The 25,502-nt window shown below is 67.7% G+C and carries 24 protein-coding genes and 1 riboswitch; of the genes, 14 read left to right on the top strand and 10 right to left on the bottom strand.

The features are described 5' to 3' along the window. Positions 1-27 precede the first annotated feature (27 nt). Positions 28-1,560 carry a proline--tRNA ligase gene (gene proS, locus OXQ33_RS09810; RefSeq protein WP_267434503.1) on the bottom strand — a complete coding sequence of 511 codons (1,533 nt, stop codon included), beginning with the start codon at positions 1,558-1,560 and terminating at the stop codon, positions 28-30. Between the two features lie 92 nt (positions 1,561-1,652). On the opposite strand from proS, the gene OXQ33_RS09805 reads away from it, so the two are divergent. Beyond that, a complete protein-coding gene (locus tag OXQ33_RS09805) occupies positions 1,653-2,549 on the top strand; it encodes a DMT family transporter (protein ID WP_267434502.1) in 897 nt (298 codons plus the stop codon). A 93-nt stretch (positions 2,550-2,642) separates the two neighbouring features. Here the strand turns inward: OXQ33_RS09805 and bluB are convergent, their stop codons facing one another. Further along, positions 2,643-3,266, bottom strand: a complete 624-nt coding sequence (bluB, locus tag OXQ33_RS09800; protein ID WP_267434501.1) for a 5,6-dimethylbenzimidazole synthase — start codon at positions 3,264-3,266, stop codon at positions 2,643-2,645. A gap of 99 nt (positions 3,267-3,365) precedes the next feature. Between bluB and OXQ33_RS09795 the strand changes: the two genes are divergently transcribed. After that, positions 3,366-3,623, top strand: coding sequence for a SemiSWEET family transporter (locus OXQ33_RS09795; RefSeq protein ID WP_267434500.1), 258 nt, complete (start codon positions 3,366-3,368; stop codon positions 3,621-3,623). Positions 3,624-3,742: 119 nt separating this feature from the next. On the opposite strand, the gene gcvPB is transcribed toward OXQ33_RS09795, so the two are convergent. The 5 genes from gcvPB to OXQ33_RS09770 all read right to left on the bottom strand — a co-directional run bounded on the left by gcvPB (position 3,743) and on the right by OXQ33_RS09770 (position 9,540). Beyond that, positions 3,743-5,299, bottom strand: coding sequence for an aminomethyl-transferring glycine dehydrogenase subunit GcvPB (gcvPB, locus tag OXQ33_RS09790; RefSeq protein ID WP_267434499.1), 1,557 nt, complete (start codon positions 5,297-5,299; stop codon positions 3,743-3,745). Beyond that, entirely contained in the window at positions 5,296-6,654 is a 1,359-nt protein-coding gene (gene gcvPA, locus OXQ33_RS09785) for an aminomethyl-transferring glycine dehydrogenase subunit GcvPA (RefSeq protein ID WP_267434508.1), read from the bottom strand. Before gcvPA ends, gcvPB begins: the two co-directional genes overlap by 4 nt. A 189-nt stretch (positions 6,655-6,843) precedes the next feature. After that, positions 6,844-7,215 carry a glycine cleavage system protein GcvH gene (gene gcvH, locus OXQ33_RS09780; RefSeq protein ID WP_267434498.1) on the bottom strand — a complete coding sequence of 124 codons (372 nt, stop codon included), beginning with the start codon at positions 7,213-7,215 and terminating at the stop codon, positions 6,844-6,846. 2 nt (positions 7,216-7,217) lie between these two features. Beyond that, complete coding sequence (gcvT, locus tag OXQ33_RS09775; protein ID WP_267434497.1) at positions 7,218-8,393, bottom strand: glycine cleavage system aminomethyltransferase GcvT; 1,176 nt, start codon at positions 8,391-8,393, stop codon at positions 7,218-7,220. Positions 8,394-8,556: 163 nt separating this feature from the next. Further along, positions 8,557-8,665, bottom strand: a riboswitch (glycine riboswitch). 236 nt (positions 8,666-8,901) lie between these two features. Then, positions 8,902-9,540, bottom strand: a complete 639-nt coding sequence (locus tag OXQ33_RS09770) for a hypothetical protein (protein ID WP_267434496.1) — start codon at positions 9,538-9,540, stop codon at positions 8,902-8,904. A gap of 102 nt (positions 9,541-9,642) precedes the next feature. On the opposite strand from OXQ33_RS09770, the gene ispH reads away from it, so the two are divergent. The 4 genes from ispH to OXQ33_RS09750 all read left to right on the top strand — a co-directional run bounded on the left by ispH (position 9,643) and on the right by OXQ33_RS09750 (position 12,697). After that, positions 9,643-10,599: a 4-hydroxy-3-methylbut-2-enyl diphosphate reductase gene (ispH, locus tag OXQ33_RS09765; protein WP_267434495.1), complete on the top strand. Its 957-nt coding sequence runs from the start codon at positions 9,643-9,645 to the stop codon at positions 10,597-10,599. Positions 10,600-10,602: 3 nt separating this feature from the next. Then, positions 10,603-11,556: a homoserine kinase gene (gene thrB / locus OXQ33_RS09760; RefSeq protein WP_267434494.1), complete on the top strand. Its 954-nt coding sequence runs from the start codon at positions 10,603-10,605 to the stop codon at positions 11,554-11,556. Next, positions 11,553-11,990 carry a ribonuclease HI gene (rnhA, locus tag OXQ33_RS09755; protein WP_267434493.1) on the top strand — a complete coding sequence of 146 codons (438 nt, stop codon included), beginning with the start codon at positions 11,553-11,555 and terminating at the stop codon, positions 11,988-11,990. The genes thrB and rnhA overlap by 4 nt, the downstream gene beginning before the upstream one ends. A 275-nt stretch (positions 11,991-12,265) precedes the next feature. Continuing rightward, the gene (locus tag OXQ33_RS09750) at positions 12,266-12,697 is read left to right on the top strand and encodes a hypothetical protein (RefSeq protein WP_267434492.1); all 432 of its coding nucleotides are present in this window, start codon (positions 12,266-12,268) and stop codon (positions 12,695-12,697) included. A 207-nt stretch (positions 12,698-12,904) separates the two neighbouring features. On the opposite strand, the gene OXQ33_RS09745 is transcribed toward OXQ33_RS09750, so the two are convergent. Continuing rightward, entirely contained in the window at positions 12,905-13,984 is a 1,080-nt protein-coding gene (locus OXQ33_RS09745) for an FAD-binding oxidoreductase (protein ID WP_267434491.1), read from the bottom strand. Beyond that, positions 13,981-14,916 (bottom strand): alpha/beta fold hydrolase, encoded by a 936-nt coding sequence (locus OXQ33_RS09740; RefSeq protein WP_267434490.1) that lies wholly within the window; start codon positions 14,914-14,916, stop codon positions 13,981-13,983. Before OXQ33_RS09740 ends, OXQ33_RS09745 begins: the two co-directional genes overlap by 4 nt. A 50-nt stretch (positions 14,917-14,966) precedes the next feature. Here OXQ33_RS09740 and OXQ33_RS09735 point away from each other — a divergent pair, with 50 nt between their 5' ends. The 8 genes from OXQ33_RS09735 to OXQ33_RS09700 all read left to right on the top strand — a co-directional run bounded on the left by OXQ33_RS09735 (position 14,967) and on the right by OXQ33_RS09700 (position 22,488). Continuing rightward, positions 14,967-15,461: a prepilin peptidase gene (locus tag OXQ33_RS09735; protein WP_267434489.1), complete on the top strand. Its 495-nt coding sequence runs from the start codon at positions 14,967-14,969 to the stop codon at positions 15,459-15,461. Positions 15,462-15,512: 51 nt separating this feature from the next. Continuing rightward, a complete protein-coding gene (gene cpaB, locus OXQ33_RS09730) occupies positions 15,513-16,502 on the top strand; it encodes a Flp pilus assembly protein CpaB (protein ID WP_267434488.1) in 990 nt (329 codons plus the stop codon). A gap of 8 nt (positions 16,503-16,510) precedes the next feature. Then, positions 16,511-18,097, top strand: coding sequence for a pilus assembly protein N-terminal domain-containing protein (locus OXQ33_RS09725; RefSeq protein ID WP_267434487.1), 1,587 nt, complete (start codon positions 16,511-16,513; stop codon positions 18,095-18,097). 14 nt (positions 18,098-18,111) lie between these two features. Then, positions 18,112-18,795 (top strand): CpaD family pilus assembly lipoprotein, encoded by a 684-nt coding sequence (locus OXQ33_RS09720; protein WP_267434486.1) that lies wholly within the window; start codon positions 18,112-18,114, stop codon positions 18,793-18,795. Further along, positions 18,792-20,057: a pilus assembly protein CpaE gene (locus OXQ33_RS09715; protein WP_267434485.1), complete on the top strand. Its 1,266-nt coding sequence runs from the start codon at positions 18,792-18,794 to the stop codon at positions 20,055-20,057. The genes OXQ33_RS09720 and OXQ33_RS09715 overlap by 4 nt, the downstream gene beginning before the upstream one ends. A 4-nt stretch (positions 20,058-20,061) precedes the next feature. Further along, positions 20,062-21,045 (top strand): type II secretion system F family protein, encoded by a 984-nt coding sequence (locus OXQ33_RS09710; protein WP_267434484.1) that lies wholly within the window; start codon positions 20,062-20,064, stop codon positions 21,043-21,045. After that, on the top strand, positions 21,046-22,038 hold the full coding sequence (locus tag OXQ33_RS09705; protein ID WP_267434483.1) for a type II secretion system F family protein: 993 nt from the start codon (positions 21,046-21,048) through the stop codon (positions 22,036-22,038). 75 nt (positions 22,039-22,113) lie between these two features. Then, on the top strand, positions 22,114-22,488 hold the full coding sequence (locus tag OXQ33_RS09700; protein WP_267434482.1) for a hypothetical protein: 375 nt from the start codon (positions 22,114-22,116) through the stop codon (positions 22,486-22,488). A 278-nt stretch (positions 22,489-22,766) separates the two neighbouring features. On the opposite strand, the gene ppdK is transcribed toward OXQ33_RS09700, so the two are convergent. After that, the gene (gene ppdK / locus OXQ33_RS09695) at positions 22,767-25,427 is read right to left on the bottom strand and encodes a pyruvate, phosphate dikinase (RefSeq protein WP_267434481.1); all 2,661 of its coding nucleotides are present in this window, start codon (positions 25,425-25,427) and stop codon (positions 22,767-22,769) included. Between the last annotated feature and the right edge of the window lie 75 nt (positions 25,428-25,502).

The raw sequence follows: 25,502 nt of genomic DNA, 5'->3' as shown, positions 1-25,502 counted from the left end.
CCCGCTTGCGGGAGGGGCGTGCCAAGATCAATACGCCCGGCCGATCAGCACCCGCTCCACAGCCGCGCGGCCGGTGAAGATGCAGGGGCCGTCATCGCACCCCGTCTGGCCCATCGGCGCGTTGCGGATGGTCAGTTTCAGGCCCTTCAACTTCTCGACCACCTGCTCCAGTTCGTCGCCCGTAGGCTTGGCCCAGCGGACATCGACCCAGCCGGGGCTCTTCACGCCCTCGGCAAAATGCGCCTCGACGCCCGCCCAATCGTCGACGGGCACGATCTGCGCCTTCAGCCGCTCGGTCGACTGGCGGTGGAGTTCGCCCTGGATGTCGGCCAGCAGGTCCGCCACGCCCGACACGAAGTCGCCCCGCGGCTGCACCACCGAGTCGAGCTTGCCATCCTCGCGGTACAGCCGGTCGCGGCGGATCACAGACACATTGCCGCCCGCCATGTCGCGGCCGCCGACCTCGATCACGACCGGCGCGCCCTTCTTGACCCAGCCCCAGCGCTTGGTCGCGGCCTTTTGCGCCCGGGCATCGACCATCGCGCGGATCGGCTCACCCAGCGCGGACAGACCAGCCAGTTCCTTTTGCAGGTCGCGGCAATAGGCGAGCAGCGCCTCGTCCTCCGGCTGGTCGCGCAGCATGGGGACGATCACCACCTGCCACGGCGCGACCTTGGGCGGCACGCGCATGCCGTCATCGTCGCCGTGCACCATGATCATGCCGCCGATCATCCGGGTCGACACGCCCCAGCTGGTCGTCTGCGCGAAGTCCAGTCCGCCTTCGGCATTCTGGAAGCGGATATTCTGGGCCTTGGCGAAATTGTCGCCCAGGAAATGGCTGGTCCCGGCCTGGAGCGCCTTGCCGTCCTGCATCATCGCCTCGATCGAATAGGTCTCGACCGCGCCGGGGAAACGCTCATTCTCCGGCTTCTCGCCCGCGATGACGTGCATGGCCAGGCAATCCTCGGCGAAGCTGCGGTAGACTTCGAGCATCTGGAGCGTCTCGGCCCGCGCCTCGTCCACCGTGGCATGGGCGGTATGCCCCTCCTGCCACAGGAACTCGGCGGTGCGCAGGAACATGCGGGTGCGCATTTCCCAGCGGACGACATTGGCCCATTGGTTGATCAGCACCGGCAGGTCGCGCCACGACTGGACCCAGCGGGCAAAGGCGGTGCCGATCACCGTCTCCGAGGTCGGCCGCACGACCAAGGGCTCTTCCAGCTTCGCCTCGGGATCAGGCACCAGCCCGCCCTTGCCGTCCGCGATCAGCCGGTGATGCGTGACGACCGCCATCTCCTTGGCGAAGCCGTCGACATGCTCGGCCTCCTTCTCGAAATAGCTGAGCGGGATGAAGAGCGGGAAGTAGCAATTCTCATGCCCCGTCGCCTTGATCCGATCGTCGAGCAGCCGCTGGATACGCTCCCAGATACCATAGCCCCAGGGGCGGATGACCATGCAGCCACGGACGCCCGATTCCTCGGCCAGATCGCCCTCGGCGATGACGGACTGATACCAGGCGGAGAAATCCGCGTCGCGGGTGACGGACAGAGCGTGCTTCATGCCCGCCCGATAGCGGCAAAGGGGGCGGTTCGCCAAGGGGCTGGCCGCGTCCGGGGTTTCTTCGCGGACGAGCAGCGTTTAGGGGCAGTGTCATGACCGGCGACCGCGTGCTCAAGGGCATCGGCCTGCGCCTGATCGCCATCTTCTTCCTGTCGACCATGTCGGCGCTCATCAAGCTGGCCGAATCGCGCGGGGCGACCCTGTTCGAAACCATGTTCTGGCGACAGGCCTGCGCGCTGCCGGTGGTGCTGGGTTTCGTGATGGCGGGGCCGGGGCTGGGCTCTCTGCGCACCACGCGGTTCAAGGGGCATCTGGCCCGGTCGATGGTGGGGCTGGTCGGCATGGTCTTCACCTTCGGCGCGGTGCTGCTGCTACCGCTGGCCGAGGCTACGACCTTTCAGTTCACCGTGCCGATCTTCGCCACGTTGCTGGGCGCGCTGGTGCTGGGCGAACGGACGGGCATCCAGCGGTGGAGCGCGGTGCTGATCGGCTTTGCGGGCGTGCTGATCGTGGTGCGGCCGGGGGCGAACGACATGTCGCTATTCGGTGCGGGCGTGGGATTGCTGGCGGCGATGTTCGTGGCGATCGTCGCGATCCTGCTGCGTCAGTTGCGTGACGAGCCTTCGGGGACGACGGTCTTCTATTTCTCGACGCTCACCCTGCCCTTCATCGCCATTCCCTATAGCTTCAACATCCAGGGCCATGACGCGCTGACCTGGGCGATCCTGATATCGATCGGGCTGGTCGGCGGCGTGGGGCAGATCGCGCTGACCGGTGCATCGCGGCTGGCCCCGGTCGCGGCGGTGGTGCCCATGGATTATTCGGGGCTGATCTGGGCGACGGTCTATGGCTGGCTGATCTTCGGGGTGCTGCCCGCGTCCGCCACCTGGATGGGCGCGCCGATCATCATCGCCAGCGGGCTGTTCATCGTGTGGCGCGAACAGCGGCTGGGCAGGCAGCAGACGACGACCACCGCCCCGGAGGATTGAGTTCTCGTCCGTCATCCCAGCGAAGGCTGGGATCTTGTGCCGAACGACGACGCATTTGCGGAGAAAGGCCCCAGCCTGCGCTGGGGTGACGGCTTAGCGGACCGCCCATCGCGTCGGCGCATTCTCCTGCCAGCCTGCGCGGTGGAGCAGCGGCGTGTCGTCCTCCCACTCGGCATGGCCCAGGCACAGATAGGCCGAGAACATCCAATCCTCCGGCACCGCGAACAGCCGCTCCATCGCGGCGGGGTCCAGGATCGATACCATCCCCAGCCCCAGATTGGCCGCCCGCGCCGCCAGCCATAGCGTATGGATCGCCATCGCGGTCGACTGGCGCAGCGTGTCGGGCATGGTGCGGCGGCCCAGACCATGGCCCTCCGCCGGATCGATATGGGTGAAGACCGCCAGTTGCACCGGCGCGGCGTCCAATCCTGCGAGCTTCAGCGCGCGATAGGCGGCGGCCTGCTCACCGCCATAGGCCGCCGCCGCCTCTGCATCGCATCGCTCGAAATCGGCACGGATAGCGGCGCGCAAGGCGGGATCCTCCACCCGGATCACCCGCCATGGCCGCGCATTGCCGACCGACGGGGCGAGCGCCATCGCCTCCGCCAGCCGTGCCAGGACACCCTCGTCCACCGGATCGTTCCGGAAATGGCGGACATCCCGCCGCCAGCGCAGGATCGTCTCCAGCGTTGCGGCCTGATCGGCGTCAAATCGCATCTTCGTCCCTCCCCCGGCTCGGAGCGTCCCGCTTCGCTTGCGCGTTGGGGGCCCGGACTTCAATCGATTTACCTGTCATAAAAAGGGGACCAAAGACCTGTGAGCGAACGCAAATTGATGCTGCTCGGCTGGATCGCGACGGCGACGGCCGTGGCGATGTACCTGTCCTATATCGACCAGATCCAGCTCAATCTGGCGGGGCAGAAGGGGTCGGTGATCCAGCCGCTGGCGACGATGATCAACTGTTCGCTCTGGGTGGCCTACGGGTTTCTGCGCGAGAAGCGCGACTGGCCGATCGTATTGGCCAATGCGCCGGGGGTGATTCTCGGCGGGATTTCGTTGGTAACGGCGCTTTGACCGACAAACTGCCCTCACCCTTCCCACCCGCATTCGCGGGCGGGCCCCTTCCCTCTCCCGATGGGAGAGGGAGGGAGGCGCGTCAGCGCCGGAAGGGTGAGGGCAGCAGCGTCAGCCAGTCAGGCCGCCTTGTCCTTCCACACCAGCACGGGCTTGCGCGCAGCCAGCGTTTCGTCGAGGCGCGCGCGGGGCGCGAAGTGCGGCGCGGTCTTCAGCGACGGGTCGCCCGCCTTGGCACGCTCCGCCACCGACGCCAGCGCGCCGATGAACTGGTCGAGCGCCGCCTTGGACTCGGTCTCGGTCGGCTCGACCAGCATCGCACCGTGGACGACCAGCGGGAAATACATGGTCATCGGGTGGAAGCCCTCGTCGATCAGCGCCTTGGCGACGTCGATGGTCGAGAAGCCCTCCGCCAGATTTTCGTCCGAGAAGATGGCTTCGTGCATACAAGGCCCGCTCTTGGCGAACGGCGCGTCGAGCGTGTTCTCCAGCGAACGCAGGACATAATTGGCGTTCAGCACCGCATCCTCGGCGACCTGGCGCAGGCCGTCCGCACCATGGCTGAGGATATAGGTCAGCGCGCGGGTGAACATGCCCATCTGGCCGTGGAAGGCGACCATGCGGCCGAAGCTGTCGGCATGATGGTCGTCGGCATTCTCTTCCTCGACCAGACGGAAGCCCTCGTCCGTCTTCTCGACGAAGGGCAAAGGCGCAAACGGGGTCAGCGCCTCGGAGAACACCACCGGCCCCGAACCCGGCCCGCCACCGCCATGCGGAGTCGAGAAGGTCTTGTGCAGGTTGATGTGCATCGCATCGACGCCCAGATCGCCCGGACGCACACGGCCCACGATGGCGTTGAAGTTCGCGCCGTCGCAATAGACATAGCCGCCCGCCGCGTGGACCGCGTCGGAAATGTCCTTCAGGTCGCGCTCGAACAGGCCGCAGGTGTTCGGGTTGGTGATCATCACGCCCGCCACGTCCGGCCCCAGCCGTGCCTTCAGCGCCGCCGTGTCGACACGGCCGTCCTCGGTCGCGGGAATATCCTCGACCGAGAAGCCAGCGAACGCCGCCGTCGCCGGGTTGGTGCCGTGCGCCGATTCGGGCACCAGGATTACCTTGCGATGGCCCTCGCCGCGCTTCTCCAGCGCCGCCTTGATCGCCAGGATGCCACACAGTTCGCCATGCGCGCCCGCCTTGGGGCTCATCGCGACCGAGGTCATGCCGGTCAGCGTGACCAGCCAATGCGCCAGCTGGTGAATGACCTCCAGCGCGCCCTGCACCGTGTCGACGGGCTGGAGCGGATGCACGTCGCTGAAACCGGGCAGGCGTGCCATCTTCTCGTTCAGGCGCGGATTGTGCTTCATCGTGCACGAACCCAGCGGGAAGAGCCCCAGGTCGATCGCGTAATTCTGGCGCGACAGACGGGTATAGTGGCGCACCGTCTCCGGCTCCGACAGGCCGGGCAGGCCGATGGGGCCCTTGCGGCTCAGGTCGCCCAGCCGCGAACCGGCGACATCGCCGTCCGCGAAGTCGACGCCGGTCGTCTCGCTGTCGCCGATCTCGAAGATCAGGGCCTCTTCCAGCATCAGCGCGCGGTTGCCGGTGAAGGTCGCCTGCGCTTCGCCCGTGTTGGCTTCGGGGCTCGTCGGCTTCCAGCCGCTCTGGTTGATCGTCATGCCAGCACCTCCTCAAGCGCTTGGGCAAGCGTCTCGATATCCTCCGCCGTCACCGTCTCGGTGACCGCCACTACCAATCCGTTCGCGAGAGCCTCCTCGCCCGGATAGAGCCGCCCGAGCGACACGCCCGCCAGCACACCGCGCTCGGCCAGCGTCCGCACGATGGGCCGCGCCTCACGACCCAGGTCCAGCGTGAACTCGTTGAAGAACACGTCATTGACCAGCTTGACGCCCGGCACCTTCGCCAGACGGTCCGCCGCGCGGCACGCATTGGCATGGTTGATCCCCGCCATCCGGCGCAGACCCGCCTCGCCCAGCAAAGTCATGTGGATCGAGAAGGCGAGCGCACACAGCCCCGAATTGGTGCAGATGTTCGACGTCGCCTTTTCGCGGCGGATATGCTGCTCGCGGGTCGACAGCGTCAGCACGAAGCCGCGCTTGCCGTCCGCGTCCACCGTCTCGCCACAGAAGCGGCCCGGCATCTGGCGGATATACTTATCCTTGCAGCCCATCAGGCCGACATAAGGCCCGCCGAACTGAAGCCCGACGCCCAGCGACTGGCCTTCGCCGACGACGATGTCGGCGTCCATCTCACCCGGCGAGCGGATCGCGCCCAGCGCGACCGGCTCGGTCACGACGGCGATCAGCAGCGCCTTCTTGGCGTGGCACGCCTCGGCCAGCGGGGTCAGGTCGGCGATGCGGCCGAGAATGTCCGGGTACTGGACGACGACGCAGGACGTGTCCGCGTCGATCGCCGCGATCATCCGGTCGATATCGGTCTCGGCGGTCAGGACGGGCGCGGCCGTTTCCAGCGTGTCGCCGGTATACTTCGCCATGGTCCTGGCGACCGAGACGTAATGCGGGTGCAGGCCCGAGGACAGGATCGCCTTGGACTTCTTGGTGATGCGCCGCGCCATGCCGATCGCTTCCCAGCAGGCGGTCGAGCCGTCATACATGGAGGCGTTGGCGACATCGGTGCCGAGCAGACGCGCGACCTGCGTCTGGAACTCGAACAGCATCTGCAGCGTGCCCTGCGCGATTTCCGGCTGATAGGGCGTGTAGGCGGTCAGGAACTCGCCGCGCTGGATCAGGTGATCGACGCTGGCGGGGACATGATGCCGATACGCGCCGCAGCCCAGGAAGAAGGGCACGTCGCCCGCGACCATGTTCTTGCGGGCAAGCGCGGTCATGTGCCGCTCGACCGCCAGTTCGGAGGCGTGGGCGGGGAGACCCTCGATGGGGCCGGACAGGCGGGCGGATTCGGGCACGTCGACGAACAGGTCATCGACCGAACCCGCGCCGATGACCGAGAGCATCTCGGCACGGTCGGAAGAGGTAAGGGGCAGGTAGCGCATGCGTTCCATTTCTCCGCCCCTCACCCCGAAAACCTCGCGGATGGAGGGGTCATCGCCCATCCCCTTCTTCTCCCCTCCCGCAGGCGGGAGGGGTCGGGGGAGGGCAGTCGGCTTCAACGAGCCTGATGATCGGGGGAGAGCGAGTCCCCTCCCCCAACCCCTCCCGCCTGCGGGAGGGGAGTAAGAAGGTCAGAGCTTCGCGACGAACGCGGCGTAGGCGGTCTCGTCCATCAGGCCGTCCAGCTCCGACGCGTCCGACAGGGTGATCTTGAAGAACCAGCCCTCGCCTTCGGGATCGGTGTTCACCAGGCCCGGCTCGTCGGCCAGCTGGGCATTGCCCTCGATAACCGTACCCGACACCGGCGCGTACACGTCCGACGCGGCCTTGACCGACTCGACCACGGCGGCCTCGTCGCCCTTGGCCAGCTCACGGCCTTCCTCGGGGACGTCGACGAACACGATGTCGCCCAGCGCGCCCTGCGCGTAATCGGAGATGCCGACCGTGCCGACATCACCGTCGACGTCGATCCACTCATGATCTTCGGTGAAATAGCGGCTCATGGTCACTTGGCTCCTGAACGAACGTAACGATGGGGGACGAAGGGCATGGCCGTGACGGTGGCGTCATGGGTCTTGCCGCGCTGAAGCAGTTTGAGGGTGGTGCCGGGCGTCGCCAGCTCGGTCGGCACATAGGCCATGGCGATCGGCGCGCCCATCGAGGGGGCGAAGCCGCCGCTGGTGACGCGCCCGATGACCGAGCCATCCTCGGCGACCACCGACGCGCCCTCGCGCACCGGCTGGCGGCCCGCGACGGTCAGTCCGACGCGCTTGACGGCGGGACCATTCTCGCGCTCGGCGAGGATACGCTCGGCGCCCAGGAAGTCGGCCGCCTCGCGACGCTTCTTGGCGAGCGCAAAGCCCAGATCGGCCATCACCGGCGTCGTCTCGGGATCGAGGTCATGGCCATAGAGCGGCAGCCCCGCCTCCAGACGCAGCGAGTCGCGCGCGCCCAGGCCGATCGGCTTCACCTCGGCCTGTTCGCAGAGCAGGTCGGCAAAGGCGGCGGCATGTTCCGCGGGGATCGAAATCTCGTAACCGTCCTCGCCGGTATAGCCCGAACGGCTGATCCACAGCGGCACGTCGTTCCAGCTAAAGTCGGCGGCGGTCATGAACACCAAGGCCTCGACGCCCGGCACGATCCGCGACAGCGCATCGACCGCCTTCGGGCCCTGGAGAGCCAGCAGCGCCTGCTCGTCGAGCAGGTTCAGGGTCGCATCATCGGGGATGAAGTCGAGAAGATAGGCGATGTCATCATATTTGGTCGCGCCGTTGACGACCATGTACAGCTCTTCCGCGCCGTCCAGGGTGCGCTTGGTCACCATCAGGTCGTCGAGGATGCCGCCCTCTTCGTTCAGCAGCAGCGAATAGCGGTTCTTCCGGTCGCCCAGACCCGTGATGTCGCCCGGCAGGACTTTCTCCAGCGCGGCGGCGACCGACGCCAGGCCGTTCTCGCCGGTGAAGACCACCTGGCCCATATGGCTCACGTCGAACAGACCGGCCGATTCGCGGGTCCAGAGATGCTCGGCCATGATGCCTTCATACTGGACCGGCATTTCGTATCCGGCGAACGGGACCATCCGCCCGCCGCGCGCACGATGCCATGCGTCCAGCGGCAGCGTCTGGATGATCTCCTGACCCTCGGGGGCGTCTTCTACATTTAGGTCGGTTGCGTCGCTCACGGGGCCGGTCTCCGTCAAAAGGGTGTCGGCTAGGGACGCATGTCTCCTACCCGATCCGATCCCCCTCTGTCACGGAACCTGAGAGCTTTCGCCGTAATATCCGGCTTACCCCTTCGGTGGCGCCAAGACCCCAAGGCCAAGTCGCGCTTTCCAGAGTGTCGATGGCGATCGCGCGGTCCCATTTGCCTGAGAGATTCCGGGGTGGTTGCTCCTTCGGCGGCCGGGGTGTGACGGCCTGAAAGACCCACCCGACGCTCTCCCGCGCGCGCCTATGACGGACATGCCCGTCATCGACCGCCGCCCTCTGCCGGGCGGGTTGCGCCAAGTCAATCGGGGAACGATGACGGGGGGCGCAAAGATGTGGATAGGATCAAAATCCTCCCCGGCACGGGGAGGGGGACCATGCGCAGCATGGTGGAGGGGGCGTGCCGCAGGGGACGTCCTACGCCGAAGCCCCCCTCCGTCAGCCCTTCGGGCTGCCACCTCCCCGTACCGGGGAGGATTGGGATCAACGAGTCGCGTTGTACCGCAACTGCGCATCGGTCAGCTGGAACCCGACCAGCGCCTCGAAGCTGGCGCTCGCCACCGCCTGGCGGACTTCGGGGTTGGTCAGCGGATCGACCGCCGCATCCTCGTCCCCGGCCTTGCGGCGGCGGGTCAGCTTTTCGCGGACATCGTCGGGCAGCGTCGCCGCCGAGCGCGCGACGGTGGCCGATGCCTCCCCGGCGACCTGACCGCGCGCCTGGCCCGCGTCGAAGTGCACGTTGACGCGGCTGATCCGCTTGGCGACGACATTGGTCCCGCCGCGCACGATCGCGATATAATAGGGCAGCACCACGTCGCGCGCCGCCGTGGTGTCGGTGCGCCGCGCCTCGACATTGAAGGTCACGCTGGTGACGATGTCGGTGCCCGAATCCGCGCAATTGCCCCGGACATTGGTCATGTTGGCGACCAGATCGATCGACCGCTCATCCGTCGCGCCCGGCGTCTTGAACAGGGTGATGTCGCCGGTTCCCGCCGCGACTCCGACCACCGGACAGGCCGAGCGCACGGCGGTGATGCCGCCCGAGGCGTCGATCTCACCGGTACGGGCGCAACCCCCGACGACGAGCGCAAGGGCGACGGGAACGAGTAGCGATGCTTTCACAGGTCGAAACGCCTATTCTGGATGCCGAAGCAGGATGCCGGTTTGGCCGCCAGCATAGGAACCGGGTTGGACGCACGCAAGCAATGGCGTAGAGCCGTCCCCATGACTGATGCCCCGAAGCCGCCGCTGGACCTGTTGATCGCCGCACCGCGCGGATTCTGCGCCGGGGTGGACCGCGCCATCCGCATCGTCGAGCTGGCGCTCGAAAAGCACGGCGCGCCCGTCTATGTCCGGCACGAGATCGTCCACAACAAGTTCGTGGTCGACAGCCTGAAGGCCAAGGGCGCGGTCTTCGTCGAGGAATTGGACGAGGTGCCCGCCAATGCGCATGTCGTCTTCTCGGCGCACGGCGTGCCCAAATCGGTGCCCGCCGATGCGGAAAACCGGGGCCTGGCCTATTTCGATGCCACCTGCCCGCTAGTCTCCAAGGTGCATCGCCAGGCCGAACGGCTGGTCGAGATGGGTCGCCACATCGTCTTCATCGGCCATGCCGGCCACCCAGAGGTCATCGGCACCTTCGGCCAGGTGCCGCAAGGCTCCATGTCGCTGGTCGAGACGGTCGCGGATGTCGAGGCCCTCTCCCCCGCCGATCCCGACAATCTCGCCTTCCTGACCCAGACCACCTTGTCGGTCGACGACACCGCCGCCACCATCGAGGCATTGCAGCGTCGTTTCCCCAGCATCCTGGCCCCGCGCGGCGAGGATATCTGCTACGCCACCTCGAACCGCCAAGCCGCCGTCAAGGCGATCGCCGCCGAATGCGATGCGGTGCTGGTGATCGGTGCGCCCAACTCGTCCAACTCGCTGCGGCTGGTCGAAGTCGCCGAGCGTGCGGGCAAGCGCGCCATGCTGATCCAGCGTGCCGCCGATCTCGACTGGACGTTCCTGGACGGGGTGAAGACGCTGGGCCTGACCGCCGGCGCGTCCGCGCCCGAACTGCTGGTCCGCGAGCTGGTCGACCGCCTGTCCGAACGCTTCACCGTCAGCGAGCGCGAGGAAGAGACGACCCGCGAGACCATCGCCTTCAAGCTGCCCCGCGGGCTGGAAACGGCCGCCTGAACCATGGCCGTCTATACGCAGGTTTCGGCCGAGGCGCTGTCGGCGTTTCTGGAACGCTATGACGTGGGCGAGCTAATCTCCGCCAAGGGGATCGCCGAGGGCGTCGAGAACAGCAATTATCTGGTCGACACCACGACCGCGCGCTTCATCCTGACGCTGTACGAAAAGCGCGTGGCGTCGGGCGACCTGCCCTTCTTCCTGGCGCTGCTCGACCATCTGGCGGCCAAGGGGCTGGCCGTGCCGCCCGCGATCAAGGACCGGCAGGGCGTGGAGATTCAGGAACTGGCCGGTCGCCCCGCCTGCCTGATCCAGTTCCTGACCGGCGTATCCCTGTCGCACCCCACCCCGGCACAGGCGCTGGCGGCGGCGGACGCGATGGGGGCGATGCACCGCGCGGTCGCGGATTTTCCGCTGAACCGGCCCAATTCGATGGGCCATGCCAGTTGGCGGCCCCTGTTCGAGCAATGCGGGCGCGACCTCGACCGGATTCAACCGGGCCTGCACGATGCGATGGCCGAGGCGCTCGATACCGTGCTGCCCGGTTGGGAAAGCCAGTCGCTCGATACTTGCGTCGTCCATGCCGATCTGTTTCCCGACAATGTGCTGGTGCTGGGCGACCGGGTGACGGGGCTGATCGACTTCTATTTCGCCTGCACCGATTTCCGCATCTATGACCTCGCCATCATGCACTCGGCCTGGAGCTTCGATGCAAGCGGTGAAACCCATGTGCCGGAGATCGGCGCGGCGCTGATCGAGGGATATCAGCGCCACTTCCCCCTGTCCGACGCCGAACGGGCGGCCTTCGCACGGCTGGCCATGGGCGCGTGCATCCGCTTCGCTTTGTCGCGGGCCTGGGACTGGCTCAACACCCCCGCGGACGCGCTGGTGACGCGCAAGGACCCGCTGGCCTATTGGCGGCGCTACCTCGCCTATCGCGACGGAAAGGCGGGCCTGTGACCCCGGTCGAGATCGCCACCGACGGCGCGTGCAAGGGCAATCCCGGCCCCGGCGGCTGGGGCGCGCTGATCCGCTCGGGCACCCATGAAAAGGAGTTGTCAGGCGGCGAGGAGCTGACCACCAACAACCGCATGGAATTGATGGCCGCCATCGAGGCGCTGAACGCGCTCAAGCGTCCCTGCGCCGTCACGCTGTCGACCGACAGCCGCTATGTGATGGACGGCCTGACCAAGTGGATCCACGGCTGGAAGCGCAACGGCTGGCGGACGGCGGACAAGAAGCCGGTCAAGAATGCCGAACTCTGGCAGGCGCTGCTCGCCGCCGCCGAGCGCCACCAGATCGAATGGAAATGGGTCAAGGGCCATGCGGGCCACCCCGACAATGAGCGCGCCGACCGACTGGCCAGCGACGCGGCGGATGCGTTTCGGAAATAGCGGAAACCGGATCGGCCCATGCGTTCGGTTTCGTGCCGAGGAAGCGTGGAAAGGAAATCGGCTTGAGCGCCCAATGGAGCGATGGTACGAAACGCGCATGATCCGTGTGACCGCCTGCATCCAACAACAACGCCGCAATCGGACGGCGGTGTTTGTGCGCGCGCACGGTTCATGGGATAGCTGAAGACCTTATCCCTAGACTTGATGCTGACCACCCCGCCCAATCGGCGGGGTTTTTTATGCCGGTTGGGCCTGATCATAAGGACAACAGGGCCATGTATTACCGGGACGAAGCCGCCATCGAACGCATCGCGTCGGGCGTGATCGATCGTACCTTACCCAGAAGCGAATGGACCCATGCGGGTCATTTCGCGGCGGCACTCTGGCTGTGCCGCCATCGCCGCGACCTTACCGAAGCGAGCGCGATACGTAGGCTCATCTGCCGCTACAACGAGGCGACCGGGACCGCGAACACCGACACGGGCGGCTATCATCACACGATCACCCTGGCATCGATGCGCGGAGCGGCCGACCATCTTGCGAGCCACCCGGAAAATGCGCCCCTCCATGTCGTGCATTCGACCTTGATGGCATCCCGTTTCGGTGATCCGAATTGGCTGTTCGCCTATTGGAGCCGCGAATGTCTGTTCAGCGTCCCGGCCCGCCAGGATTGGATAGAGCCGGATATCGCTCCGCTGCCTTTTTAAAACGGATCGACATTCATACATTCCTCCCCTTGCAGGGGAGGTGGCAGGCCGTCAGGCCTGACGGAGGGGTGTCGCGCTCTTGAGACGGGGGACACCCCTCCACCATGCTGCGCATGGTCCCCCTCCCCTTACAGGGGAGGATCAAGGTGAACGTCGAGCGGCTCCAAGCCTCGACACCGATCGGGAAGGCCGCACGAGCGGCGTTATTTAGGTCGAGAACCTCTCGACCCCATAACGCCCCGCATCCACGCCCCCCGGCATGCCCCCCTCACCCAATAGCAAAGCCACCGCCATGGCCGCCGCCGCAGGGGCGGTCTGGATACCGAAGCCCCCCTGCCCCGCGCACCAGAAGAAGCCCGGCACCTTCCTATCATAGCCGTACACCGGGGCGCGGTCGGGGGCGAAGCTGCGCAGGCCCGCCCAGCGACGCTCGACCACCTCGACGCGCCAGTCGACGACCTTTTCCAGCCGGTCGATCGCCACCGCGACGTCCCATTCCTCCGGCGCGATATCGCAGGGAATGCTCGGCGTCTCGTCATGCGGGGTCAGCCACAGCCGCCCCCCCGCCTCGGGTTTGAAATAAAAGCCGCCCGCAATGTCCACGACATGCGGCAGAGCCGCCGGGGCGGGCGGATCGGTGCGCAACTGCACCATGGTGCGGCGATAGGGGGTAATGCCGATGGGCGCGACGCCCGCCATCGCGGCGACCCGGTCCGCCCAGGCTCCAGCGGCGTCGACCAGCAGGGTCGCGGCGACCGGACCCGCGCGGGTGTCCAGCCGCCATGCCCCGTCGCGCCGCTCGGCATGCAGCAGCGCGGCGTCGGTCATCACCACCGCCCCGCTCGCCCGCGCCGCCGCTAGATAATCGGCATGCAGCGCGGCGACGTCGATATAGGCGCAGCTCGGCTCCCACACGCCCAGCCGCCATTCGGGGCGCAGGCCGGGAACCTGAGCGGCGGGATCGACCCGCGACAGCGCCACGCCCGTGCCCGCGAAATCGGACAGCAACCGCTCGACCCGATCCGCATCTCCCGCTCGCCCGATATGCAGCGAGCCCAGCGGGGTCAGATACCCGCCCTCCCGCAACGCCGGGCCCGAGGCGGTGGTCAGCGGCTGCACCGCCGGGCCACCATAGGTTTCGGACCAGAAAGCCGCCGAGCGCCCCGTCGCGTGGCGGCCCGGCATATCCTCCGCCTCGATCAGCACGACCCGCGCGCGCCGTCCGATCGCAGCGGCCAGACTCGCCCCGGCCATCCCCGCCCCGACGATCGCGATGTCATAGGTCACGCCGCGATCCCGCTCAGGAAGGAATCGATCGCCGCCAGCGCCCGCAGCCGGACCGGATCGACCTCGCGCAACAGTTCATGCGCCGCCTCGGGCCCGAAACGCTCGACCTGCGCACCGATCCGGGCGGCGACCCGAAGCGAACAGCCCGGATCGACCAGCCGGTCCGCCTCGGCGATCAGCATCAGGATCGGGATCGACAGCCGGTCTAGCCGGGGATCACGCAACAGCGCCCGCATCGATCGCGATGCCGAGCGCAGCCACCCCCAGCTCGGCGGGCCCAGCGCCAGATCGGGGGATCGCCCATACCAATAGGCTTCGTCCTCGAACCGCTCGACATCATGGGTCAGGTTGCGCTGGCGGGTGTGGAGGCCCGGCTCCTCCCCCGCCCGCCAGATCGCGCGCTCGCCCCGGCCCAGCGCGTTCATCAGGCCGATGATCCCCGTGCCCAGCAACGGCCCGGTCGGCAGGCGAAGCCCCAGCATCGGCGCGACCAGGATCAGCGCGTCGGGCGCGACCGCCCCCTCGACCGCCGCCCGCAGCGCCAGATGCCCGCCCATCGAATGGCCGAGCAGGACATGGCGCCCCGCGCCGTCCCCTTCCGCCCGCCACTCGGTCCAGAAGGCGCTAAGATCCTCGACCAGCACCGAAAACGCGCCGACATGCCCGACATGGCGATCGGCGAGCAGCCGCCCCGATCCGCCCTGCCCGCGCCAGTCGAAGGCGGTGACGCTCCACCCGCCCGCGACCAGATGCGCGAACACCTCCAGATATTTCTCGATGACATCGGCCCGCCCGGTCTGGAACAGCAACCGCCCGACGGGCCGCGCCGCCGCCCAGTCGAAGCGCCGGTGATCCCATCCGTCGGGCGCGATCCACCGCGTCACCCGCGCATCGGCGGGAAAGGTTCGGCGAAGGGAAAGGCTGTCGATCATCCGCTTCCCGGTTACGGTTTTGAAAGCCCTGCCGTCTAGGGCGTTGTGCCATGGAATGGACCATTGTCCGCATCGCCCTGCTCGTCGCGCTGGTGCTGCTGCTGCTGTCGGCGGGGATAGAGGATGCGCGGACCCGGGAGATCGCGGACCGCAAGAACATCGCGATCGCACTGCTCGCGCCGCTGTGGTGGTGGGCCAGCGGCCTGCCCCTGTGGCCCGACATGGCGTTGCGGCTGGCCGTGGCGGTCGGCGTCTTCCTGTTGTTCGCGCAGGCCTTTCGCATCGGCATGATGGGCGGGGGCGATGTGAAGATGATCGCGGCGATCGCGCTGTGGCTGCCGCTGCCGTCGCTGTTCCGGATGCTGCTGATCATGTCGATCGCGGGCGGGGCGATCACACTGGCGATGCTGGTCGACCACCGCCTGCGCCGCCGAGGAGCGACCGGCGAGGCCCGCGCGATCGAGGTGCCCTATGGCGTCGCCATCACGGTTGCGGCGCTGCTGATCCTGCGGGAACCGATATTTAACCCCTTCCTCCATACTTAACGTCACATACAGGCCGAGCAACGGGCTCGGCACCGAGGCCGAAGAGACAGGATGGACAGTCGTAAAGTCTTGCTGCTGGTGGGGGCCCTGCTGATCGCGGGGGTGACCGCCCTATTCGCGCGGGCGATCACGTCGGGCAACAGTGCGCCGCCGGCAGAGGCCGCCGTCATCGCCGCCCCCGCCGTGCCGCAGGCCGAAGTCCTGGTCGCCACCCGCACCCTGCCGGTGGGCACGATCATCGACACGACCGCCTTGAAATTCCAGCCCTGGCCCAAGGACATGGTCGCCGGCGCCTATTATGTGAAGGGCCAGGCCGATGTCGCGAAGCTGCAGGGCACGGTGCTGCGCTATGCGATCACCGCCGGGCAGCCGCTGACCCAGGGTGCCGTGGTGCGTCCGGGCGATCGGGGCTTTCTGGCCGCCGCGCTGACGCCCGGCATGCGCGCCGTCACCGTCCCCGTCTCCGCCCAGACGGCAGTGGCGGGCTTCGTCTTTCCCGGCGACCGGATCGACATGGTGTTGACCCAGGACGTCGCGGGCGGCGGCGACGGCCCGCCGCTGAAGGTTTCGGAAACCATCCTGCGCAACGTCCGCGTGCTGGCGACCGACCAGCGCACCGACAACATGGCGGGTGACGACGGCAAGACGCCGGTCCACACCTTCACCACCGTCACCGTCGAGGCGACGCCGAAAATGGCCGAGCAACTGGCGGTCGCGCAGACGGTCGGCACCCTGTCGCTGTCGCTGCGCGCGCTGGCCGAGCGTCCCGAGGAAATGGCGGACGGTCGTTCGGATGCGATCGCGCAACCGGTAATCGACCGCGCCTCCTTCGCGACCGGCGGCGACGTGTCGCGCTATCAGCGCCGGACCGTACCGGGGCGTCAGTCGAACGCCGCACCGAACCAAGGCGGCATGCTCGGTGCGCCCGGTGCCGCGCCCGCCGCCGGTGTCCAGACGGTCGCGCAGAATGCCGGGGTGCGGGTGATGCGCGGCAGTTCCTCCGGGACGTCCGGCGACGCATCCAATGCGGGGAAGAATTGACGATGGCGATGCGATCCAGACTCTCGGGCTCGGTGCGGGGGGCGGCCTTCGCGCTGATACTCGCGCCTTTGCTCTTCGCGCCCGCCCCCGCCAGGGCCGACGCCGACCCCGACGGGTCCACCGTCGCGCGTGACGGATCGGGCGCGCTGGAGATCAATACGGGCCGCGCCCGCCTGATCACCCTGCCCCGTCCGATGACCGACCTGTTCGTCGCGGACGACAGCATCGCCGACGTGCAGGTCCGCTCCCCGACCCAGCTCTATATCTTCGGCAAGAAGCCGGGGGAGACCAGCATCTCCGCCACCGGGCGCGGCGGCGCGGTCGTCTATGCGACGACGGTGCGGGTCGGCAACAATCTCGATTCGATCGGTCGGATGCTGAAGCTCGCCATGCCCGAGGCGACGATCACCGCGACGCCGATGAACGGGCTGATCCTGCTGACCGGCACGGTCGCGGCCCCCGATGACGGGGCGGAGGCCGAACGCCTGGTCCAGGCCTATGTCGGCAAGGACACCCGGATCATCAGCCGGTTGAAGACCGCGACGCCGTTGCAGGTGAACCTCCAGGTGCGCATCGCCGAGGTGAACCGCAATTTCGTCAAGTCGATCGGTGTGAACCTGCTCAACCGCGACAATAGTGGCGGCTTCATATTCGGCATCGGCACGGGCCGCAGCAATGCGGGATCGATCACCACCGTCACCAATCCCGCCGGACAGCCGGCCACCCAATATACGTTCAATCGCGGTGCAAGCTCGGGCACGACCCTGGGCCTCGCCGGTCGGGTGCTGGGCATGGACCTGCTCGGCGCGATCGACCTGGGCGAGACGCTGGGCCAGGTCTCGACGCTCGCCAATCCCAACCTGACCGCCTTGTCGGGCGAAACCGCGACCTTCCTGGCGGGCGGCGAGATTCCGATCCCGCTGGCCACCGGCTTCGGCGCGGTGTCGGTCGAATATAAGCAATATGGCGTCAGCCTGTCCTACACCCCGACCGTGCTGGCGGACGGACGCATCTCGCTGCGCGTCCGGCCCGAAGTGTCGCAGATCTCGTCGGTGGGTGCGGTGACGGTCGGCGGGACCTCGATCCCCGCTTTGACCACGCGGCGTGCCGAAACCACGCTGGAACTGGGGTCTGGCCAGAGCATGATGATCGGCGGCCTGCTGTCCAACAGCCGCGACAATTCGATCGAGAAGACACCGTGGCTGGGCGACCTGCCGCTGATCGGATCGCTGTTCCGGTCGAACGCCTTCAAGCGGAGCGAGACCGAGCTGGTGATCATCATCACCCCCTATCTGGTCAAGCCGGTCAGTTCGCCCTCCGACATCGCGCTGCCCACCGATGGGCAGCGTGCGCCCAACGACGCCGAGCGCGTCCTGCTGGGCCAGATCGGCGCGGCGACCAACCAGCCGCGCCCGGTCCCGACCATTGCCGCCCCCGTCCAGGGTCGCCCGACCGCCGGTGCCGCCGCCCCAATCCCCGTCACGTCCGCGCCCGTCACGTCCGCGCCCGTCACCTCGGTGCCGGTCGCCCCGGCGCGGACCACGCCCCCCGCCGCCGCTCGCAAGGGCGCGCCCACTCCCGGTTTCTACGAATGACCGCCCGTCCAAGGATGTCCCGCCCCATGCGTCGCGCCTCGCTATCCCTGATGCCGCTCGGCCTGATGCTGATGACCGGCGGGTGCATGGGCACCGGCCAGCCGCAACTGGAAACCCGCCATCAGCCGGTCGTCGGCCGCACCGACTATGCGCTCGATCTCGCCGTGTCTGGCGGACGCCTCGCCGCCGATGAGGACCGGCGACTGGACGGCTGGGCGCATAATCTGCGGCTGGGCTATGGCGACCGGGTGACGGTCGAAGACCCCGCGGGCGACGCACCCGGCGCCTACCGCGAAGTGGCGGAGGTCGTCGGTCGCTATGGCCTGTTGATCGGTCAGACCTCCGGCATCACGCGCAGCCCGGTCGCGCCCGACACCATCCGCATCGTCGTAACGCGGGCGCGGGCCTCGGTCCCCGGTTGCCCGGATGCGAGCAGCGACGCCGCCCCCGCCGACTGGTCGGGGCAGACGGCGTCCAACCATGGTTGCGCGGTCAATGGCAATCTGGCGGCGATGGTCGCCAATCCCAACGATCTGGTTCGCGGCGTCGATGGTCCGGCCACCGCCGACCCGGCGATGGGAAGCCGGGCGGTCAACGCCCTGCGCGCCGCCGCGCCGACCGGCAATGGCGGCACCGCCCTGCGCAATGCCAGTGCCGGCGGGGGCGGCGCGAGTGCGAGCGGCGGAGGCGCGCAATGAACGCCCCCTGGACTCCCCATCTGATGACTCAGCGCGACGCGATCCAGGCCTATGTCTGCGACGACTGGACCGCCGAGGCGATCCGGCCGATCATCGTCGAACAGGGATGGTCGCCGGACAAGGTGCTGAAGGGCGGGCTGCGCGGCGCGATCCAGGCGCTGTCGGTCAGCGCGAGCCCGCAAATCCTGCTGGTCGACCTCAGCGACACGCCCGACCCCACCAGCGAGATCAACAATCTGGCCGAAGTGTGCGAACCCGGTACGATCGTCATCGCGGTCGGTCAGGTCAACGACGTGCGACTGTACCGCATGCTGATGGCCAGCGGGCTGCACGACTATCTGCTCAAGCCGATCAACGCCGACATGCTGCGCGACGCGATCGGGCAGGCGCGGACGATCCTGCACGCGCCGCGCGCGATGGATACCGCCCCCGAAAAGGCGCCTTGCAGCGTCGCGGTCGTCGGCGTGCGGGGTGGTGTGGGGACATCGACCGTCGCGACCTCGCTCGGCTGGCTGATGGCGGAGCGGCTCGACCGGACGACCGCGATCCTCGACCTCGACGTGCATTTCGGCACCGCCGCCCTCGCGCTCGACCTGGAGCCGGGGCGCGGGCTGGTCGATGCGATCGACAATCCGGGGCGGATAGACGGGCTGTTCCTGGAACGCGCCATGGTCAAGGCGACGCCCAAGCTCGCCATCCTGTCCGCCGAAGCGCCGATCAGCGCGCCCATCGTCCATGACGGCCTCGCCTTCGCGCAGTTGCAGGAGGAGATGCGGATCAATTTCGAGACGACGATCGTCGACCTGCCCCGCAACCTGCTGATCCAGCAACCGATGCTGGCGACGAGCGCGCAGACCCTGGTGCTGGTGACCGAATTCACCCTGGCCGCCGCGCGCGATACCATCCGCATCCTTTCCTGGCTGAAGACGCATGCGCCGCAGACCAACGTGCTGACGGTCGCCAACCGCGTCCTGCCGACCGGGCAGAGCGAGATCGCGCAAAGCGATTTCGAGGGGTCGATCGAACGCCCGCTCGACTTCCTGGTCCCCTATGACCCGAAGCTGGTCGTACAGGCCGCCAAGGTCGGCAAGCCGATCGCCGAACTGGGCCGCACCTCGCGCACCATCGCGCCCCTGGTCGAATTGTCGCAGCGTATCTGCGCCTCGTCCGAGGGGCCCGATCCGCTCGCGTTCAACCGGCGCGGGCTGCTCGACCGGTTCGACCTGAAGGCGCTGCTCGCCAAGCGGACACGGGCGAACTGACGCGATGAGCATGACGGCGACCCTGATCCTGGCCCTGGGCGTCTTCCTGACGCTGGTGCTGGCGATGGCGGCCTTTGCCACCCCCGCCACATCGCGGGGGCAGGCCCGGCGGCTGGCGGGGTTGCGGGACCGCGTCGCGCTCGACCTCGACCGGCCCGCCCAGGCCGCGATCGCCGCGTCGCGCGGCATCGCGCTGGCGGGCGATACGCGGATGGACAAGGCGTTCGGGCGCCTGCTGCCCAATCCGGCACGGCTGGGCAAGATGCTGGACCGGACGGGCCGCGACTGGACCGTCGGGCAATATGGCATGGCCAGCGCCGGCCTGGCGCTCGTCACCATGATCCTGTTGCTGGTGCTCGGGCTCTCGCTGTTCCTCGCGCTGGTGATCGGCATGGTCGCCGGGCTGTGGGTGCCGCATATGGTGGTCAAGCGGTTGATCGCCCGCCGGGTGGGCAAGTTCATCGCGCGCTTTCCGGATGCCATCGAACTGCTGGTGCGCGGCCTGCGCTCCGGCCTCCCCATCGCCGAGACCATGGCGGTCGTCGCGCATGAGATACCGGGGCCGGTGGGCGAGGAATTCCGCGCCGTCGCGGACCGGATGCGGATCGGCCGGACCATGGACGCCGCGCTTCAGGAAACCGCCGACCGGCTGGACATTCCCGAATTCCAGTTCTTCGTCATCGCCATCGCCATCCAGCGCGAGACGGGCGGCAATCTGGCCGAGACGCTGTCCAACCTGGCCGATGTGCTGCGCAAGCGCGCGCAGATGAAGCTGAAGATCAAGGCGATGTCGTCCGAGCCCAAGGCCTCCGCCTATATCGTCGGGTCGCTGCCCTTCTTCGTGTTCGCGATCATCTATACGATCAACCAGTCCTATATGGCGCGTTTCTTCACCGATCCGCGACTGATGCTGATCGGGGTGCTGGGCTTTATCTGGCTGGGCCTGGGGGCCTTCATCATGTCGCGCATGATCAGTTTCGAGATTTGAATGACCAGCCCCGCCGATACCGTGCCGGGCCTTGAGCCCGCCTCCGCCGCCACCCTGTTGTGGGGGATATGCGTGTTCGCCCTGCTGGTCGCGGGCTATCTGCTGATCGGCACGCGCGATCCGATGACGCGCCGGGTGCGCGCGCTTAACGAACGGCGCGAACTGCTCAAGGCCGGGATCGCCGCGCCGCCCAAGCGCCGCGCCCAATGGGTCGATCGCACCGACATGCTGGAGCGGATGCGATCGGTGCTGAGCGCGCTGAAGATGCTTCAGGACGAACAGGTCAAATCGATCCAGCTTCGCCTGCTTCAGGCGGGTATCCGGTCGAAGGAACTGGCCGTCGCGGTGATCTTCGGACGGCTGGCGCTGCCCATCGTGCTGGGCGGCGGCATGGCCTTGTGGGTCTATGGCACCGACAGTTTTTCCGACTGGAGCGGCCTGAGCTGCTACATGCTGGTCGCGGGGACGCTGGTCCTGTCCTACAAGGCGCCCGACCTCGCGCTGAAGAACCGGATCGACAAGCGGACCGCCGCGATCCGCAAGGGCCTGCCCGATGCGCTGGACCTGATGGTCATCTGCGCCGAGGCCGGGTTGACCGTCGATGCCGCCTTCGCCCGCGTCGCCCGCGAACTGCGCCGCGCCTATCCCGAGCTGGGCGACGAGTTCCAGCTGACCTCGGTCGAGTTGGGCTTCCTGACCGATCGGCGGCAGGCCCTGGAGAATCTATCCATCCGGGTCAATCTGGACGCGCTGCGCAGCGTCGTCACGACCATGGTGCAGACCGAGAAATACGGCACGCCGCTCGCCAGTGCGCTGCGCGTCCTGTCGGCCGAGTTCCGCAACGAACGCATGATGCGCGCCGAGGAAAAGGCCGCGCGGCTCCCGGCGATCATGACCGTACCGCTGATCCTGTTCATCCTGCCGACGCTGTTCGTCGTGATCCTGGGCCCCGCCGCCTGCTCGATCAAGGACACGCTGATGTCGGGGCAGTGACGCACCCGCATAGGCCCCGCGCAACCAGCGACGCCGCCAGTCGTTGACCGATCGTAACAGACAGGAAACGATGCGATGTTGTTCACTTCGACGACGCAATTCGCCGTGCTGGGGCTGGTCCTCATCGCCGGGTGGCTTTTCGGACTGGCGAGCCATCCCGGCGGGCGCAAATGGCGGGCCCGCTATGCGACCGAGCGCGATGCCCATGCGGCCCAGGTGAAGGACACCGAGACCAAGCTGTCCGCCGCGCAGGCCCGCATCGCCGAGCTGGAGCGCGAGAACCATCGCCTGGCCAGCGCACAGCCGGTAGCGGCGACCCCGGTCACGGAGCGGGTTGCGCCCGCATCCACCTATCGCCCCGTGGCGGCGACGGCGGCGCGTCCGGCCTATCCGGCGGGAGAACGTCGCGGGTGGTTCGATTTCGGGAATCGTGTTTCGACCAACGGGTGAGGTTTCGTCTTAGGGGTTAGGTCGGGGTTATTGCGGTTGATGGGGGCTCGGTGAGATCCCGCTGCCCTCCCCCAGCCCCTCCCGCCTGCGGGAGGGGAGCGATGTGGGGCGACGTGTCGTCCCTCCACGACCCAAAGGGGGTGGAGCAGCAGATGGCGCAATCGGGCGCCCCCAGGCACGCCCCTCCCGCAAGCGGGAGGGGATGGGGGAGGGAAAGCCGCAGGCGAAGACCTCACCGAGACTCCCCTCCCGCAAGCAGGCGGAAGAACAACGCCCCCTTACTTCGCCTTCAACGCCGCCTGCGCAGCCGCCAGCCGCGCGATCGGCACCCGGTACGGGCTGGCCGAGACATAATCCAACCCGACCTGCTCGCAAAAGGCGATCGACGCGGGATCCCCGCCATGTTCGCCGCAGATGCCCAGCTTGATCCCAGGCCGCGTCGCGCGACCACGCTCGGCGGCCAGGCTGACCAGTTCGCCGACGCCGTCCACGTCCAGGCTGACGAACGGGTCCTTGGCGTAGATGCCCTTCTCGACATACACCCCCAGGAAGCGCGCCGCGTCGTCGCGGCTGACGCCCAGGGTCGTCTGGGTCAGGTCGTTGGTGCCGAAGGAGAAGAACTCGCCGACCTCGGCGATTTCCCCGGCCTTCAGCGCGGCGCGCGGCAGCTCGATCATCGTGCCGACCAGATACTCGACCGTCTTGCCGCGTTCAGCGAAGACCGCCTGTGCGGCCTTGTCGACCACCGCCTTCATCAGCTCCAGCTCGCGCCGCGTGGCGACCAGCGGGATCATGACCTCGGGGATCGGCGCCTCACCCGACTTCTCCGCGACGTCCAGCGCCGCCTCGAAGATCGCGCGCGCCTGGATTTCGTAGATTTCCGGATAGGTCACGCCCAGGCGGCAACCGCGATGGCCGAGCATCGGGTTGAACTCATGCAGTTCGTTCGCCCGACGCTTCAGCGTATCCACGTCCACGCCCGCCGCGGTGGCGACCTCGGCAAACTCGGCCTCCTGCTGCGGCAGGAACTCGTGCAGCGGCGGGTCGAGCAGGCGCACCGTCACCGGCAGGCCCGCCATCACCTCGAAGATCGCGGTGAAGTCGGCGCGCTGTTCGGGCAGCAGCTTGGCGAGCGCGGCGCGACGCCCCGCTTCGTCCGAGGCGAGGATCATCTGGCGCACCGCCGTGATCCGCGCGGCGTCGAAGAACATATGCTCGGTCCGGCAAAGGCCGACGCCCTCCGCGCCGAACTCGCGCGCGGTGCGGCAATCGAGCGGGGTTTCGGCGTTCGCCCGGACCTTCAGGCGACGGACCTGATCGGCCCATTCCATCAGCGTGCCGAAATCGCCCGCCAGCTCGGGCTGCACCGTCGCGACCGCGCCGACCATCACCTCGCCGGTCGAACCGTCGAGCGTCAGGATGTCGCCTTCGCGCACCTCGCGACTGCCCACACGGAGCAGCTTGGCCTTGTTGTCGATGGCGAGCGAACCCGCGCCCGAAACGCAAGGCCGCCCCATGCCGCGCGCCACGACCGCCGCATGGCTGGTCATACCGCCACGCGCGGTCAGGATGCCCTTGGCCGCGTGCATCCCGTGAATGTCCTCGGGGCTGGTCTCGACACGGACGAGGATCACCGCCTCGCCCGCCGCCGCCGCGCGCTCGGCGGCATCGGCGTCGAACACCACCTTGCCCGACGCCGCACCCGGCGAGGCGGGCAGGCCCTTGGTCAGGACATCCCGCTTGGCGTTGGGGTCGAGCGTGGGGTGGAGCAGCTGGTCGAGCGCCGCCGGATCGACCCGCGCAATCGCTTCCTCGCGGGTGATCAGGCCCTCATTCGCCATATCGACCGCGATCTTCAGCGCCGCCTTGGCGGTGCGCTTGCCCGAGCGGGTCTGGAGCATCCAGAGCTTGGCCTGTTCGACCGTGAACTCGATGTCCTGCATGTCGCGATAGTGGTTTTCCAGCCGGTCGAACACGGCGGCCAGCTCGGCATATACCTCCGGCATCGCCTCTTCCATCGAGGCGGGCTTGGCCCCCGCTTCCTCGCGCGCGGACTTGGTCAGGTACTGCGGCGTACGAATGCCCGCGACCACGTCCTCGCCCTGCGCATTAATCAGGAACTCGCCATAATAGGCATGGTTGCCGGTCGAGGGATCGCGGGTGAAGGCCACGCCCGTCGCCGAGGTGTCGCCCATATTGCCGAAGACCATCGCCTGCACATTGACGGCGGTGCCCCAGTCGGCGGGGATGTCGTTCAGGCGGCGATAGACCTTGGCGCGTTCCGACTGCCACGACCCGAACACCGCGCCGACCGCGCCCCAAAGCTGGTCCTGCACGTCCTGCGGGAAGGGCTTGCCCCACTGCTCCTCGACAAGGCCCTTGTAGACGGTGACCAGCTTCTTCCAGTCCTCGGCCGACATCTCGGTATCGAGGGTGAAGCCGTTATCCTCCTTAGCGATCTCCAGCGCTTCCTCGAAAGCACCGTGATCCAGCTCCAGCACGACATCGGCATACATCTGGATGAAGCGGCGATAGCTGTCCCAGGCGAAGCGCTCGTCGCCGGCCTTCTTCGCCAGCCCCTCGACGGTCGCGTCGTTGAGGCCCAGGTTCAGCACCGTGTCCATCATGCCCGGCATCGACACCCGCGCACCCGAGCGGACCGAGACGAGGAGCGGGTTTTCCGGGTCGCCGAAGCGCTTCTCGGTCACCGCCTCGATATGCTTGATACCGTCCGCCACTTCGTCGCGCAGTTCCTGCGGAAACTGCTCGCCATCCTCATAATAGCGGGTGCACATCGCGGTCGAGATGGTGAAGCCCGGCGGCACCGGCAGCCCGATCGAGGCCATTTCGGCCAGATTCGCGCCCTTGCCGCCAAGCAGATTCTTGTCCCCCTTGCCGCCGTCCGAAACGCCGCCGCCGAAACGGTACACATAGGTCATCGGTTCGATCCTTTACTGGTCGTATCGTCCGACGCCCTGGGGACACAGGCGTCGGCTTTAATAAGGCGATATTGC

Origin of the sequence: Sphingomonas sp. GM_Shp_1, from assembly GCF_026540895.1 — a bacterium.
GTDB lineage: Bacteria > Pseudomonadota > Alphaproteobacteria > Sphingomonadales > Sphingomonadaceae > Sphingomonas.
The sequence above is the reverse complement of the archived record's forward strand: the minus strand, read 5'-3'. Positions and strand labels throughout refer to the sequence as shown.